Raw genomic sequence first — 15,403 nt, forward strand, 5'->3', positions numbered from 1 at the left:
GACGCTACCGCTGCGCACAGATGCTTGGAAGGCGATCCGGAACGAACGACCCCCCGAGAGGTACGAACCATGACCATGCCCTCGCCACCCCAGCGCACCCCCGCCGTGGGCGAGTTGGTCCACGACGCGCGCCGCGACCGCATCGGCGAGGTCACCGCCACCACCGCCGGCCGCCTCCACCTCCGCGCCCTCTCCGGCGACGAAACCTGGGAGGCGCTCCCCTGCGACGTCCAGCCCACGGCCCCCGCCCCCTGGCCCTTCCGCTGCGAGCGGTGCCAGCAGATCCGCCGGGAGCGGTCGGCCGCCTTGCAGACGGGGGACCTGCGGCTGGCGGTGGTGCTGACCGAGACCATGGGCATCCACCTGCGCCAGGCGCACGCCTGATAGCAGCCCTGGACGTGCGGTCTGTCGGTCCGTCGGGAACTCCCGTTCGTTGTGGGGTCGAAGAGGTACGGTAATCGACCAGGGAGACGGGCGTGAGCAATGTGACGGAGGGGGCGCGGCCCAAGGGAGAGGGTGATCCAGGGGATCAGTGCCCACCGGATGCCCCCAAGTCCCGGAAGCGCTCGCGGTCTCGGCGGACTTCGCGGTCTTCGAAACGCCGCCCTCTGTGGAAGGAGCTCCCCGTCCTCGCGGTGGTGACCCTCGTGCTGGCGCTTGTCATCAAGACCTTCCTGGTGCAGGCGTTCTCCATCCCCTCCGGTTCGATGCAGAACACTCTGCAGGTGGGGGACCGTGTGCTGGTCGACAAGCTCACCCCGTGGTTCGGCTCGACACCGCAGCGTGGCGAGGTCGTGGTCTTCCACGACCCGGAGGGCTGGCTCAAGAACGAGCCGACACCGCATCCGAACGCCCTGCAGAAGGCTCTCGGGTACGTGGGGCTGATGCCGTCCGCCGATGAGAAGGATCTGATCAAGCGGGTGATCGGGGTGGCGGGAGACACGGTCGAGTGCCACGGCACCGGCCCGCTGAAGGTCAACGGCAAGCCGCTCGCGGAGCCGTATGTCTACGACGGCAATACCCCGTGCAGCGTCGACGAGCGGGGCGGCCAGTTCACCATCACGGTTCCTCCGGGAAAAGTGTGGGTGATGGGCGACCACCGTCAGGCTTCGGAGGACTCCCGCTACCACCAGGGTGACAAGAACCGGGGCATGGTCCCGGTGGGGGACGTGGTGGGCCGCGCCGTCACCGTAGCCTGGCCTCCCACCCACTGGAGCACCCTGCCGACCCATGCCGGCCGCTGACGCTCCAAGAGTTCAACCTGAGTAAGGGGTAGCGCATGGACTGGATCACTGCCGAAGAAGAGTGCGTCGTGGTCAACGCCTGTGAGTAGTCTCCGCTGTTCTCGATCCTGGCGGACTGGGCTCAGAGCGAAGATGAAGAGGAATGGCGACGCCACGTCCCGACGTTCACTGAGATCATTTCTTGCTGGTCCGAGAGAGGCTGGGTCATGGTGCATGTGGGACCGCAGATGCCGGCTTGGGACGAGGGTGAGGTGGTCGAAGGGCTTGAGCTTGACCAGCTGCTGCGAGACCCCGCGAGCTGGGAGTACAGGGAATCTCCCGTGATCGGTATCTCCCCCGGCAAGAACTTCCAAGAAGTCACCTCTCCTCCAAATGAAAGAGGTTCACTCCTGTGAGCGGTTCCGGCGATTCGCAACCCGCGCTGCGGGAAGCAGGTCACTGTCGATGAGTCGCGGAGCGATTCTGTTGCGCGACGGCTGAGCGGTAATTCCCCGTGGCAGACAGGGCGGCCGCTCAGTCGTTTCATGGTCAGCAACCATGATGCTGTAGGTCGAACACGTTCTGGTCTTCCAAATTTAAGTCCCAGGTTTTCTCCAGGCTTGCCTTTGCCGAGTTGGCTGCTGTCCGTAGGTTTCTCCACTCGGATGACGTTTCGAGGGCGGCGTCCGTGTAGACGGAACCTGGTGAACTGTCTAGAGAATCCGCAGCTTCAGCGACTTCCAGCAGTGATAGGTAGTCCTTCCTTGTAAGTGAGCCATCGCTCAACCTGGCACGAGCTACATGCAGTACGTCATCGAGTTGGAGTAAGAGCTCATCTGCTCCTACCCTTGTTTCCTGCAGATACTGCGCTTGATGGCCTGGAGTCGCGCCGAGCAGATTCAGAACGGCCAAGGTCCACAGATGAAACTCTGCCAGCTTTCGCTCATTGCTCATCCGATGCTCTCCTCTGCGTCATCAGGGTCTGCCTGACCTGCTCTCTGCATTGCTGCCAGCACGTTTCATGCTTACCCGGCTGCTGTAGATCGCCAGTCCCAAAGAGGTTCACGGAGAAAGCGTGCTAGAACTTCTTCGTACTCGACCAGTTCGCCGTAGTTGGTGTCCAGCAAGCCCGATGCCCCCTGGAGTATCGCGCGGAGGAGGCCGCGAATGCAACGCACTCCAGAATATTCGAGCAGGATCGCCTGAAAGCCTCCGTCGAATCTATGAGAGATTTCGTCTAGCTCATCCTTGTCGAACCCTCTAAGGACGCCCTCGGATGTGTCTACGCCGAATCTGTACTCCCCTCGATCGAGTCGATCGGAGGTCGCCCCCTGGGTGTAGATGCCGGCATTTTGGATCCGCATCGCAATCCGTTGGTGGTCCTGCGGGGGGCTGAGGAGGACGATAGTGGGTCGCATGGATGGTCGTCCTGTCCTTGGTGGTGGCCAGTATCCCGATGGAGCTGAGACCTTGTCTCACGTGGTGAGTTTGGCGAGCTTCTTTGCGGCGAGGCCGAGGAAGGCGGGGAAGTGGGATCCTTTGCGTTCGTATCGGACGGTGAGGCGGCGGCAGCCGAACAGCCAGGAGATGGACCGCTCGATCTTCCGGCGGTGCCGGCCGAGCCGTTCGGAGGACTCGATGCCGGGACGGGCGATGCGGGCGAGGATGCCGCGTTGACGCAGCCGGCGCAGGTGTTCCTTCGAGCAGTACGCCTTGTCGGCACGGAGTTTGCCGGGCCGCCGGCGGCGTGGGCCGCGTCGGGAGCGCACGGCCGGGATCCCGAGGGCGAGGGGCTTGAGGGCCAGGCTGTCGTGCGTGTTCGCGGCGGACACCGCGACCGCGAGCGGGATGCCCCGGGCGTCGGTCAGGACGTGCAGTTTGCTGGCGGACTTGCCCCGGTCGACCGGATTCGGCCCGGTCAGCGGCCCCCCTTCTCGCCCGCACCGAAGCGGCATCGACGATCACCGACGTCCAGTCGAGTTCACCCCGGGCTCCAAGTTCGTCCAGTACCCCCCGGTGCAGCCGCCGCCACAGCCCCGCCTGGGTCCAGACACTGAACCGGCGGTGTGCCGTCCTGGCGGGCCCCCGAACGTCGGCGGCAGGTACCGCCACGTGGCAGTGCTCCGGTTCCTGCAAGGTGGGGACTTGCGTCTGGCCGCGGCGCTGACGGAGGCAAAGGGCGTTCATCTGCGTCAGGTGCATGCGTGACGGCGCTCCTTGGGGGCCCGCTGGAATCGGCGGGTCCCCAAGGAGTAGGGCCTTATTCGCTCGCGCGCAACCGCTTCATGGGTTCCCTTTGTGCGAGTGATTGGCTCCATCGTGCAAGAAAATTGGACAAAGCTTTCTCACCTAGCATCGGGTGCAGGTGCGCCGGCTTCCCTTCCTCAGGGTAGAGGACGTAAATCATCGCGTCTGGGTATCCCAGATCCGCCCAAATCGAGTCGAGCGCTTCGAATTTCTCCACCGGATCACGAATCTCGCCTACCGTGGCAGACGTAAAGTAGTACTGCCAGATTTTACTTGACTCTTTGTGCTCGTACTTGGCTAGTTGAAGTGCAAGGTGTCGAATTTGATCCACCTCATCCGAGAGGAGCATGGTAATCTCCAGCTCCTCTGGGGTAAGGGGGATGTAATTTCGACCCAGTGCATCGATCACCCTGGTCAGGAGGTGGGTGTCGATGAGTTCGTTGCGGTACCCGTAGGCGAGTTCCCCGGGGTAAGGGAATCCTGGATCCAGGAAAGAATCTGCATTGAATCTGGGCCATACCTCGCGCATACGTTGTCTCCTCCGATCATCGGCGAGGTTCGAATGCCTCGTGTACGAGAACGCCTCGCGGATCTACGATCCAGTGAAATTTTCCACTATTGCCATTGACCTCGCCAGGCACAGATACATGGGGCATTGTGTCTGGGTTCATCGGATCTCTCTGTGCTTGGCGCCAGACGGTTCCATGCTCGGCGATCTGATCCTGCATGTATATCGGAGCCCGATGGTATGGGTCCGACTTTTTTGCTGCGGAGCTTGCGCGAGGCGCGCTTTGAATAATCTCCTGAGCCTCTGCCGCTGTGGGTAAATGATGCATGCCCGGCGCAACAGTGCAGTTATGAACCAGGACAGGAGCTTCGCCGGCCAGCACATGGTACGTGTGGACGCCGCTGACCGTGAGGTCGAGGGTGTGCTGCTGCTTGATGAAGCGTCGGGTGGCTTTGACCCGAAGGGTCTCGCCCTTGTCGGTGCGCAGGTGGGAACCCGGGCGGAGACTCCCGGCGTCGACCCACTTCTTTTCGGTCGCTTCCCAGAACGGGTGGTTGTCCGTGGCGATGATGCTCGCCTCGCCCCGATCCGTTTCGACTGTCAGGTCGGTGAAGTCCTTGTCGTGCGCCGTGTCGAACGTAGCGACGACTTCGCGTGCCGTCAGTTTGCCCGTTTCCGGGTCTGCTGCCAGGACCTTGTCGCCGGTCTTCACCTCCTCGATGGGTTTGCTTCTGCCGTCCTCAAGCAGGACTTCGGTGCCGGATGTGAAGCTGTGGAGGCATGGGCTACCTCGCCCACCTCGCCCACCGGCCCGAGAGCCGCCCCCCTGGCCGCGGGCGGTGCCGCCTTCCACTCCGGGGGTTCCCCAAAGCGCGACTCCGGCGAGGAAACCTTCCTTCCACGAAGAAACGCTCTTGGGGCAGCTGACGTAACCGCAGGCGAGGTAGGTGAGGTACCGAACCCGGCTCAGCGCCGTATCCGCCTGTGGTCCACCGCTGTAGATTGCGTCGCTCCAGCAGTTGATCGACTCGCCCATGCAGGATCGGGCGATCTCCTGGTAGAGGACCTCTTGGAACTTTTTCTTTTCTTTCCATTTGACGGGGACTTCAACGCCCGCGTAGACGACTTCCATGCCTCGCGAGGCCGGGGCTGGCTCCCATACTCCTGACTCGCTGCCACCGCTGTCGCCGTCGTCACCGCCGCCATCATCGGAGGATGAGGACTCACCCGGCATCCGTTGGTCATATCCACCGTCCGAGCGCCGCGTGCACTGCATCCCCGGGATGAGCCAGCAGTCCGCCGGCGCGAGGCCCGAAGGGTCGGACAGTGTCGCAGGGTTGTTGTGGGCGTACGCGTAGCCCTGGTTCTGCTGGGGGTCGCCCAGGTCCATGAGGGGATCGACGCTGATGAACCGGCCGATGCTCGGGTCGTATTCGCGGGCCCCCAGATGCGTCAGGCCCGTTGCCGTGTCATTCGTTCCGCCGACGAAGCCCTTGGTGCCGGGCCAGTTCTTCGGCTGTTCTCCGCGCGGCGTGCCAAAGGGCGTGGTGCGGCGGTGGGTTGCCGACTTGCCCTTTCCATCGATGGCGAGTTGGCCCGTGCCGAGGTGGTCGCCGACGACGAATGAGCCGCTGCCGTCGTCGTTCTGGACGGCCTGGACGCCGTTGCCCAGGTCGAGGTAGCGGGTCGCCTTGGGCGTCTTGGAGCCCTTGGCGAGGGTGATCTCGGTGAGGCCGAGGTAGAGCGTAGTCTCCGAATCCGTACGGCCGATCAGGCGTTGGCCTTCAGTGTCGTAGAGATAGGAGGCGTTGTTGGCCGGCTTGTCGTCCTTGAACTGGACGGCCTTGGCCAGGTGCCCCTCGGCGTCCCAGTCCAGGGTCTGCTTGTCGCCGCCGATGGTTCGGGCCGTCGTATTGCCGATGGGGTCATAGGCGTACGAGTCCTTGGCCGTTCCTGTCGGGGAGGTCGTGTTCACCGCCGTCAGCGTGTGCGGCTGCGGGCCGCCGGCCGGCGGGTAGGAGTAGGTGCGCTTGATGTCCTTGGCGCTGTCGCCTCCGACATCGTGACGGGTCTCCGTGAGACGGTTGCCCGTCCTGTCGTAGGTGTACGAGTTCCAGTACGGGGCCGGGCCGCCGATCAGTTTGCCGTCCGGAGCACCTGTGCACGAAGGCGTGGACTGGGTCCATTCGTCCGTGACGCGGCGCAGGTAGTCATAGGTGAAGCACTGGGTGTCCATGCCACCGGACGCGGCGTCGGAGACGGCGCGGACGTTGCCGGTCTCGTCGTATGTGTACGTCGCGGCCTTGTCCACCGTCGGAGCGTTCTCGCGGTCGACGCGCGTGGTGGACAGGCGTTGGGTGCCCCACTCGTAACCGTTGGTGAGCTGGGTGAAGTTGCCGCCGCCGGTGAGCTTCGCCTGGAGCGGCTTGCCCGTGAAGCTGTAGCTGGTGACGCTCGCCTTGAGTCCGCCGGAGCCGATGACCTCGGTGGGGCGGAGCAGCTTGTCGTAGGTGTAGACGACGCCGTCACCGGACAGAGCCCCCGCCTTGGGGAGCATCATGCCCTGAACGCTGCCGGAGGGGTTGTACGTGGTGCCGAAGAGGTACTCCCCGGCCAGCGGGCCTTCGTTGGAGGGGATCTCCACGATCGATCGCGTGATGCGGTACAGGGAGTCGTATTCGGTGACGCGGTTGGTGTAGGCGTTGCCGTTCTCGAAGCGGGTCGAGGAGGCGGGCTTGCCCTTGCCCCGGCTGACCGAGTCGTACGTCCACTCGGCGAGTTTCGTGCCGTTGGCCGAGCCCTCGTGGAGCTCGGTCTTGCGGCCGAGGTTGTCGTACGCGTAGTAGAGCGTGTTCTTGCTCTTGCGCGCGTTTGCGTCACGAGCACACCTGACGTCCATGGGCAGCTGGGAGGTGTCTGGGGCGCTCGCACTCGCATCGAGCATCGGATCGCTGAGGGCTCCAGGCTCAGCGATCAATGCGGTTGCCGAACAATCACCTCGCGGCCGATCCTGGGCCCTGCCGAGCGAGGAGGACAGGATGGGGCTCGTGCTGTTCCCAGGAGATGGCGACATGAACAGCCCGGATGTCTCCTGGTCCTACAGCGACTTCGGTGCGTTCAGGAGATGGTTGGCGCAGGCCGAGGGGGTCAACCTCGCCGAGATGTACGGCTTCGGCGGGGAGCGCCCATGGAACAGCGTCTCCACCACGCTTCAACCGTTCCTCGATCACCGGGACGACGGCGGACCCAACCTCACACCGGCTCAATGCGCGGCAATGCTGCCTTGCCTGGAAGCGATCGTCGGCCAGGAGCAACAGGGCGACAGAGATCCGGCCCTCGGCCGGCGCTTTGACGAGGCCCGCCAGTTGATCGTCGTCATGAGGCTCTGCCTGGACAAGAACGTGCAACTCATCTTCGGCTGACTGCCGTCACTTGGCGGCGCATAGGTCCCGGACGTACCAGTCGAGCCGTGCGCCGTCTCCGCCGTAGGTCTGCTTGCTGAAGGTGAATCCCGCCCGCCGCGCGACTGCGGCGGATGCGGGGTTCGCCGGCTCCACCTGGATCACCGCCTCCTCCCCGCCCTCACCGGCCGCGTATGGGGACGCCAGGAGGACCGCGCGCGTGGCCAGGCCGCGCCCCCTCCAGGACGGGTAGAGGCCGTAGGCGACATTTACCTGGCCAGGAGCCAAGCCCTACTCGGCGAACCGCACCAGAGCCGCGGCGCACCATCGGTTTCCGACGCGGGACATGACGCGACTGCGTCGGCCGGACTGGTGGAGCGGTGACGTGCAGTCCTCGACATCCTTCGCGGCGTGAGCGGGGCGAAGGTTCCGTGTAACAGTAAAGCCTCGATGTCGCGGCAAAGAGGAGAGCCCGGCTGATCCGAGATCAGCGGGGCTCTATTCGCAGCAGTCGTCATCCACTGGCGTTGCCGTGACTGTTGCCGTGAAGCAATGCAGGAGCCCCACCGCATCGCGCTTCGGCAGGGCTCCTCGCACGCAGTCGACTTGGGCTCGGTAGCGAGCAGCTGACTACCGAGCTGAAGCGCTGATCAGATTACGTCGACTTCATAGCCGTACTGCTCTTTTACGTTCTCCGCCATTTCGCGGCCGGCGATACGAGGGATCTTCCGCTCCCACCAACCGCGACCCCCCTTCATCTCGAACCCTTGATCCAATAGATTGGCGAACTTTTCATCCGCTCGATGGATCTCCGATTTGAACCATTCCAGCTCGGGGGTCTCTCTGACTACGGAGTCGTCAATTACACGCTGAAGGAAGCTGCGGATCGACACGTCGTCCCAGTACTCGAAGAGAGTGCCTTCGTAGCCTTCCGTGCAGTCGTCGACAAACTCTGACCACTCTTCGATGGCACGATGTGGCGTCAGCCTTGGAGATCTTCCGAGATCTCCGGCCAGTTCCCTGAATCTGTCAAGGAACAACATTGCGCACCTCTTTCGTGAACATCATCGATATCTCATCGTGGCTCGACGAAAATAGGCGAGACCCTCCGTCGGCCGGAAGAATGTCGAGATACTGCCACTGCTGTTCATGTACCCGTAGTACCCTGTGTTTGGATCGAAGCGATGCATACCGCCGCTTGCAGTATTTACGCTGATTGCCGAGTCTGGCCCGTCGCCGCTCATGAAGTCGCGAGCGGCTTGCCTGTATGCCTTCCTGCCGCCTGGGCGATCGAACTCCGGCATGTCGGCTTCTACGGCACGTGGTTCGCGTTGTTTTCCCTTCTTGAGGCGTATGTCCACCCCCTTGACGTGCTTCGCGTAGTGGGCTGCCGCAGACAGGTCCGAGTTGAAATCCGGGCAATTATGGGCCAGTACCGGGGTCGTCCCAGCCAGCACATAGTATGTGTGGACTCCGCTGACCGTAAGGTCATGAGTGCGTTGTTGCTTGACGATGTGCCGCGTCGATTTGACCCTGAGAACTTCGCCCTTGTCGGTGCGCAGATGAGATCCTGAGTGGAGGTCACCCGCGTTGACCCACTTCTTTTCGGTCGATTCCCAGAACGGGTGCGTGTCCGTGGCGATAATGCTTGCCGCACCCCGTTCTGTTTCGACTGTCAGGTCGGTGAAGTTCTTGTCGTGCTGGGTATCGAACGTGGCAACGACCTCGCGCGGCGTCAGTTTCCCTGTCTCAGGGTCCGTTGCCAGGACCTTGTCGCCCGTCTTCACATTCTCGATGGGCTTGGTGTCGCCATCCTCGAGCAGGACTTCAGTGCCGGGCGTGAAGCTGTGCAGGCAGGGACTTCCTCCTGCTCCCTTTCCCTCGCCCCTGAGGCGGCCGCGCATGCCGCCCATCCCATGTTCGAGCTCGATCATCGCTCCGGCTGCCAGGCCGTCCTTCCACGAAGACACGCTTGAAGGACAGCCCTCGGTAGTCATGCAGGCGATGTACTTCGCGTATTGGACCCGGTTGAGGGCCGAATCCGCCATCGCACCACCGCGGTATATGGCGTCGCTCAGGCAGTTGATCGATTCGGCGCCGCAGAAGTTGGCGATCTCTTGGTAGAACGACTCCTGGAACTTCTGCTTGTTCTTCCACTTGACGGGGACTTCGACGTCCGCGTAGATGACCTCCATGCCGCGGCTGGCAGGTGATTCCTCCCCGGACGATTCACTGGCGCCACTGTCGTAGCCGCCGCTGTCGTCATCGTCCGAGGACGAGGACTCACCCGGCATTCGTTGGTCGTAACCACCGTCCGAGCGCCGCGTGCACTGCATCCCAGGGATGAGCCAGCAGTCCGCCGGCGCGAGGCCCGAGGGGTCGGACAGCGTGGCCGGGTTGTTGTGGGCATAGGTATAACCCTGGTTCTGCTGGGGGTCGCCCAGGGCCATGAGCGGGTCCACACTGATGAACCGGCCAATGCCCGGGTCGTATTCGCGGGCCCCCAGGTGCGTCAGCCCCGTCGCTGTGTCGTTCGTGCCGCCGACGAAGCCCTTGGTGCCCGGCCAGTTCTTCGGCTGCTCGCCGCGAGGAGTGCCGAAGGGCGTGGTGCGTCGGTGAGTTGCCGACGCGGCCTTCCCGTCGATGGCGAGCTGACCCGTGCCCACATGGTCGGCGACGACGAACGAGCCGCTGCTGTCGTCGCTCTGGACGGCCTGGACGCCGTTGCCCAGATCCAGGTAGCGAGTGGCCTTCGGGGTCTTGGAGCCCTTGGCGAGAGTGATCTCGGTGGAGCCCAGGTAGAGCGTGGTCTCCGTATCCGTACGGCCGATCAGCCGTTGGCCGTTGGCGTCGTAGAGATAGGAGGCGCTGTTGGCGGCCTTGTCATCCTTGAACTGAACGGCCTTGGCCAAGTGGCCCTCGGCGTCCCAGTCCAGGGACTGCTTGTCACCGCCGATCGTGCGCGTGGCCGTATTGCCGGTCGGGTCGTAGGTATAGGAGTCCTTGGCGGTTCCCGTCGGGGCGGTGGTGTTGACCGCCGTCAGCGTGTGCGGCTGCGGGCCGCCGGCCGGCGGGTAGGAGTAGGTGCGCTTGGTGTCCTTGGCGCTGTCGCCGCCGACGTCGTGGCGGGTTTCGGTGAGACGGTTGCCCGTCTTGTCGTAGGTGTACGAGTTCCAGTACGGGGCCGGGCCGCCTATCAGCTTGCCGTCAGGAGCACTGGAGCAGGAGGGTGTGGACTGGGTCCATTCGTCCGTGACACGACTCAGGTAGTCGTAGGTGAAGCACTGGGTGTCCATGCCACCCGACGCGGCGTCGGAGACGGCGCGGACGTTGCCGGTTTCGTCGTACGTATACGTCGCGGCCTTGTCCACTGTCGGCGCGTTCTCGCGGTCGACGCGCGTGTTGGCCAGGCGCTGCGTGCCCCACTCGTAACCATTGGTGATCTGGGTGAACTTGCCGCCCCCGGTCAGCTTCGCCTGGAGCGGCTTGCCCGTGAGGCTGTAGCTGGTGACGCTCGCCTTGAGCCCGCCGGAGCCGATGACCTCCGTGGGGCGGAGCAGCTTGTCGTAGGTGTAGACGACGCTGTCGCCCGACAGGGAGCCCGCCTTCGGCAGCCCCATGCTTTGAATACTGCCGGAGGGGTTGTAGGTCGTGTCGAAGTAGTACTCGCCGGCCAAGGCACCCTCGCTGGAGGGGATCTCGAATCTGGACCGCGTCACGCGGTAAAGGGAGTCGTACTCGTCGACGAGGTTGGTGTAGGCGTTGCCGTTCTCGAAGCGGGTCGCGGAGGCGAGTTGGCCCTTGCCTCGATTGACCGTGTCGTACCTCCACTCGGCCAGCTTGGTGCCGTTCGCCGACCCCTCGTGGAGTTCGGTCTTGCGGCCCAGATTGTCGTAGCCGTAGTAGAGCGTGTTCTTGCTCTTGCGGGAGTTGGTGACGCTGATCAGCTGGCCCCGGTCGTCGTATGCGCTCGTGCTGGCGCCCTTGTCCGGATCGTCCGAGGAGATCTGGCGACCGAGCTGGTCGTAGGAGTACGACCAGGAATTGCCCGCCGGGTCGGTGAACTTGGTCAGCTTGCCCGTGGGGCCGTACGTGTAGCGCGTGATGTCCGCGTCCGCGTCGGCACTGCGCTCGTGGAGCTGGCGGAGTTCCGTCGTCTGACCGCGGGCGTCGATGACGGTGGTCGTGGCCGTGGAACCGACGGGCGGAATCACCGTGGTGCGGTCACCGCCGTAGATGGTGCGTGTCGTGGACAGTACGGTGCCTGCGTCGCTGTTTCCGGCGATCTGCTTTGTCTCGGTCGCCCGGCCGAGACCGTCGTAAGCGGTCCAGGTCTGGGACTCCACCTTCAGGGCGTCGTCCGGGGCGAAGAGACTCGTGGCAGGGGCACCCAGGGCGTAGTACGTGGCGAACGCCTTGGTGGTCAGGCCGCGTTCGTCGTAGAACGTGTCGGTCAGCAGCCGGCCGCCGTCGGGGCCGGGTGCCTGGGTCTGGCGGGGGCGCAGGAGGCCGTCGTAAAGGGTGTACGACGTCAGCTGGCCGTAGTTGTCGTTGAGCGTGCGGGTGGCGACCGCCGTCGGCTTGCCCTCGGTGATGAAGTAGGCGAACTCCAGGCTGGGCGCGCCGCCCGCTGCCTTCGGCTTGTTCGGGAGCCAGACCTTGGTGCTCCGGCCGAGCGCGTCGTAGTCGAAGTCGGTTCGCCGGTCGTTGGCATCCGTCTTGCTCAGCGGCTGACCGCGCAACGGATCGAGCGTGGCAGTGCTGGACCAGGCGGTCGACGGGTCCCCGGCCTTGGCCGGAGGCGCGGTCGTGGTGACGGTGTCGGGGAAGCCTGTGCCGGGGGAGTACGCGGTCGTGGTGGTGCGGCCGTCCGTCCGTTTGGTGACGGAGCGGCGCTCGCCGGACGAGCTGTCGAAGACGACGTCGGCCGTGAGGTCGGTCGCCGTCAGCTCCCGGCCGTAGCCGTCGAAGGTCTTCCCGGACTCCAGGTAGAGCGCCTGCTTTCCGTCGTCCTTCTTCAGCGTGGCCACGCTGGTCGCGTCACCCTTGGAGGGAGCCGCTCCGTAGGTCCCGCCGTCGTACGCTGTGCGCACGTCAGAGATGACTGCCTTGGTCCGGTCCACTGACGATGCCTTGTCGCAGGAGGCGGCGACGGTCACCACTCGCGACGGCAGGCTGAAGATGTTCGCGTCGGGGTTGTCCGCGTACGTGGTCTGGGTGCATCGGTCGTCGGAATCCGTCTCCGTGTCGCCGAAGTCGTCGGTCTGCTTGGCCCGGCCCGTCTTGTCGTCGTACTCCGTTGCCGTACGGGTCTGCCGCCACTTCTCACCCGCCCCGTTGTCGAGCGACGTGTAGGTGCGTGACGCATCGGAGCCGGAGAAGTTCGCCGTGATCGTGCCCCAGGACCGGTCGCGCTTGGCGGTTTCGTGGTGCCAGGGTCGGCTGAGGGACTTCGACAGGATCTTCCCGCCCGGGCCCGAGTACGTCTCGGTGCGGTACGTGAAGCCGGCCGCCGACTCGTGGTCGGTGATCGGCCCGCCCTCCTCCTGGCTCTGGAGGACGCTGACGGACTTCTTCCCGCCGTCGGAGTCCTTCCTGTCTCCGTCCATGCCGCGCAGGAAGTAGGTGTCCTCCTGGGACTTCATCGCGCCTGCGCCCTGGCCGCCCTTCTGGACGCGTACGTGTCCGTACCCGCGCCACTGGGACCAGGTCTTGAACTTCTCCTTCGTCAACCCGTCGTCATCGTCGAAGTGCCAGGCGGCATCGTCGAGATAGTCGTAGCGTGTGACCTGGTCAGGGGCTCCACCCGTGCGGTCGGTCGCCGCGACGGCCTCGACCACGTACTTGTTGAACCACTGCTTGGTGGGGTCGTCACTACTGCTGCCGCCGATGAACTGGGGGAAGCAGCGCGTGGTGTTGGACTCGGGAGTGGGGAGCTTCGCCCAGTCGCACACCGGCTGGGAGTAGACGACGTCCGTCTGCCCGCCCGTCTCATCCGAGATCGTGGAGAGGCGCTCCTTGATGAACGGTGCCTTCCCGTCCCCGGTCTTGTCCAGGCGGTTGGGCCGCTGGGTGTAGGCGAAGGTCGTCTTCGGCAGAGTGATGGCGGGGCTGGCGGACTGGCCGGTGTGCTGGATGGAGTCCAGCAGGAGCTGGTAGTCGATGTCCGCCGTGCCCCAACGGTGGCTCAGCTTCCAGGAGTCGACGGGCGCGTACTTGCCGTCACTCTTCAGGACACTGGTGGAGACGTCGGTCAGCCGCTTCCGCGTCCAGAACGAGGGCGAGAAGCGGCCCTTGTCGCACTCGGTGCCCGCCTTGCAGTTCAGGTCCCACGGAGTGTCGTACCAGTACGCCTTCTTGTCGTCGATCGTGTTCTCCGCGCAGGTCACCTTGTCCTTGTCTTGCGGGAGACACCGCTCGGCGTTGGAGAAATCGACCTTCGCTAGCGGCTTGGCGTACAGGTCGGCGGACTTCAGCCCGTACTCGATGCGCTTGAGGTAACCCCCGCGCACATACGGGGTGTCGGCCTTCTTCTCCAGGTCCCGGCCGTAGGAGTTGGTCTCCTTGCCGTAGTAGTAGCCGACCGCGTTGCCGTGCCGGTCGACGGCGTAGTCGAGGTTCCAGCGCCATGCCTGCTGGCACCACGAATCCTTGAAACCGCTCTTGTGGCAGGGCTCGCCCGAGTTGTTCCCGTAGACGGGTACGGTCCAGGTGGAGTCGGTGGTGTCCTTGCCCTTCGCCCAGCCGTTGAGTTTGTGGTAGCCGAAGTAGTAGCGGGTGCCGCCCGGAGTGGTCAGCCGCCAGTACTCGTTGTCGTTGTCACCGTTGTCGTGCTCGCTGCCGGAGAGCCTGGCGATTCTGGTGCCGTCGTCGTTCCGTAGCCTGTATTCGTTGCCGCCGGCCGGGACGAGCTCGCCGGCCTTGCCGTTGAAGGAGATGAAGGCGTTGTCGTAGGCCCAGCAGAGATCGCCGGGCTTATTGCCGTCGTCGTGCTTCTCCCCGTCGTCGTAACAGGGCTTGTAGCGGCGCTCGATGAACCCGGGCCACATGTCGAAGCCGTCGCCCACCCAGGACGACTGGTTGTTGGTGTTTCCGGTACGTCCGTCGATGGCGGACGAGGAGTAGGTGAGCCCGATGTTGGGCTTCAGGCTGCCGGGCACGTCCGGCACCGGAATGTTGTAGGACCAGCTGAAGGCACCGCTGCTCAGGTCGGTTTTCCAGGTCGCCGAGGCGGACAGGGGGGTGGCCTTGTAGTCACCCTTCTCGCCCGAGGCCGCCGGGGCCGCGGCCAAAACGGTGGCGCTCCCGGCTCGGAGACCGATCCGATCGGCGGTCAGTATCTGCTTTTCGGTGTCGTTCTTCGTGGCGAGAGGCTTGGTGGTCCTGCACGCGGCCTTGTCCGGGGAGGTGATCGCGCAGGATGGAAGCTCCACGAGCCGCAAACGCGACGCGTATCCGCCGCCATAAGCCTGTGCGTAACTGGAGTAGTCGACACGCACGCCCGTGGTCGTGGGCGCTGCGGTCCTGGCGCTGCTCTTCCCGGATTCCGCAGTGATGACGAACAGGGGTCCGTCGATTTTGGCCCTGCGGCTCGCTTCCGGCTCCAGGACCCGGACCCCGGCCTTGGCGGGAGAGGCGCTCTGCTTGACCGCCTGCCGACCGGCCACGGCTGTCAGTTCGGCCACGGCTTTCCCGCTCCCGCTCCAGGTGGCCCTGGGAGCCTGCCGAGGTGTCGTGGGAGCTGGATCGACCTTGCGCGGCTTGCTGCCGACTTCCTTGCCCGCTACGGGCGTTCCCGGCGATGGTGCTCCGGGAAGACTGCTGCCCGCGACCGCCGCCGAAGCGGCCACACCTTGCAGCAGAGACCCCACCAAGACGGTGGACACACCCAGTGCCACGCGTCTGTGCCATGGGGTAATACGTATTCCGGCCTTGCCTTTCATCTCTCGTCATCCCTCGCTGAGGCAGCGCGAACACACCGTTCGCGCTGCGAGTGCTGCGGAATTGATCTGCGGACGGCATTG

The 15,403-nt window shown here is 64.5% G+C and carries 8 protein-coding genes and 2 pseudogenes; 3 read left to right on the forward strand and 7 right to left on the reverse strand.

Going from position 1 to position 15,403, the window contains the following annotated elements:
• Nucleotides 1-69: 69 nt before the first annotated feature.
• Both AC230_RS32730 and lepB read left to right on the forward strand, forming a co-directional pair.
• Complete coding sequence (locus AC230_RS32730; protein ID WP_049718324.1) at nt 70-384, forward strand: hypothetical protein; 315 nt, start codon at nt 70-72, stop codon at nt 382-384.
• Nucleotides 385-476: 92 nt separating this feature from the next.
• Nucleotides 477-1,226, forward strand: a pseudogene (gene lepB / locus AC230_RS23455) (signal peptidase I); the annotation flags it as partial.
• 546 nt (nt 1,227-1,772) lie between these two features.
• Here lepB and AC230_RS32735 read toward each other — a convergent pair.
• From AC230_RS32735 to AC230_RS23475, 4 genes and pseudogenes are all read right to left on the reverse strand, one after another.
• Nucleotides 1,773-2,177 (reverse strand): hypothetical protein, encoded by a 405-nt coding sequence (locus tag AC230_RS32735; protein WP_157868645.1) that lies wholly within the window; start codon nt 2,175-2,177, stop codon nt 1,773-1,775.
• A gap of 521 nt (nt 2,178-2,698) precedes the next feature.
• A pseudogene (locus tag AC230_RS23465) lies at nt 2,699-3,399 on the reverse strand (IS5 family transposase).
• Nucleotides 3,400-3,483: 84 nt separating this feature from the next.
• Nucleotides 3,484-3,999, reverse strand: coding sequence for a DUF2247 family protein (locus tag AC230_RS23470; RefSeq protein WP_049718327.1), 516 nt, complete (start codon nt 3,997-3,999; stop codon nt 3,484-3,486).
• A 16-nt stretch (nt 4,000-4,015) separates the two neighbouring features.
• Nucleotides 4,016-6,877, reverse strand: a complete 2,862-nt coding sequence (locus AC230_RS23475; RefSeq protein ID WP_241833352.1) for a polymorphic toxin-type HINT domain-containing protein — start codon at nt 6,875-6,877, stop codon at nt 4,016-4,018.
• Nucleotides 6,878-7,016: 139 nt separating this feature from the next.
• Between AC230_RS23475 and AC230_RS23480 the strand changes: the two genes are divergently transcribed.
• Nucleotides 7,017-7,400 (forward strand): hypothetical protein, encoded by a 384-nt coding sequence (locus AC230_RS23480; RefSeq protein ID WP_049718328.1) that lies wholly within the window; start codon nt 7,017-7,019, stop codon nt 7,398-7,400.
• 6 nt (nt 7,401-7,406) lie between these two features.
• Here AC230_RS23480 and AC230_RS23485 read toward each other — a convergent pair whose 3' ends face one another.
• The 3 genes from AC230_RS23485 to AC230_RS23495 all read right to left on the reverse strand — a co-directional run bounded on the left by AC230_RS23485 (nt 7,407) and on the right by AC230_RS23495 (nt 15,322).
• Nucleotides 7,407-7,667: a GNAT family N-acetyltransferase gene (locus AC230_RS23485; RefSeq protein WP_241833353.1), complete on the reverse strand. Its 261-nt coding sequence runs from the start codon at nt 7,665-7,667 to the stop codon at nt 7,407-7,409.
• Nucleotides 7,668-8,029: 362 nt separating this feature from the next.
• A complete protein-coding gene (locus AC230_RS23490) occupies nt 8,030-8,422 on the reverse strand; it encodes a hypothetical protein (protein ID WP_049718329.1) in 393 nt (130 codons plus the stop codon).
• Nucleotides 8,423-8,443: 21 nt separating this feature from the next.
• Nucleotides 8,444-15,322, reverse strand: coding sequence for a polymorphic toxin-type HINT domain-containing protein (locus AC230_RS23495; protein ID WP_479683275.1), 6,879 nt, complete (start codon nt 15,320-15,322; stop codon nt 8,444-8,446).
• Between the last annotated feature and the right edge of the window lie 81 nt (nt 15,323-15,403).

This window comes from Streptomyces caatingaensis (assembly GCF_001187435.1).
Lineage (GTDB): Bacteria > Actinomycetota > Actinomycetes > Streptomycetales > Streptomycetaceae > Streptomyces > Streptomyces caatingaensis.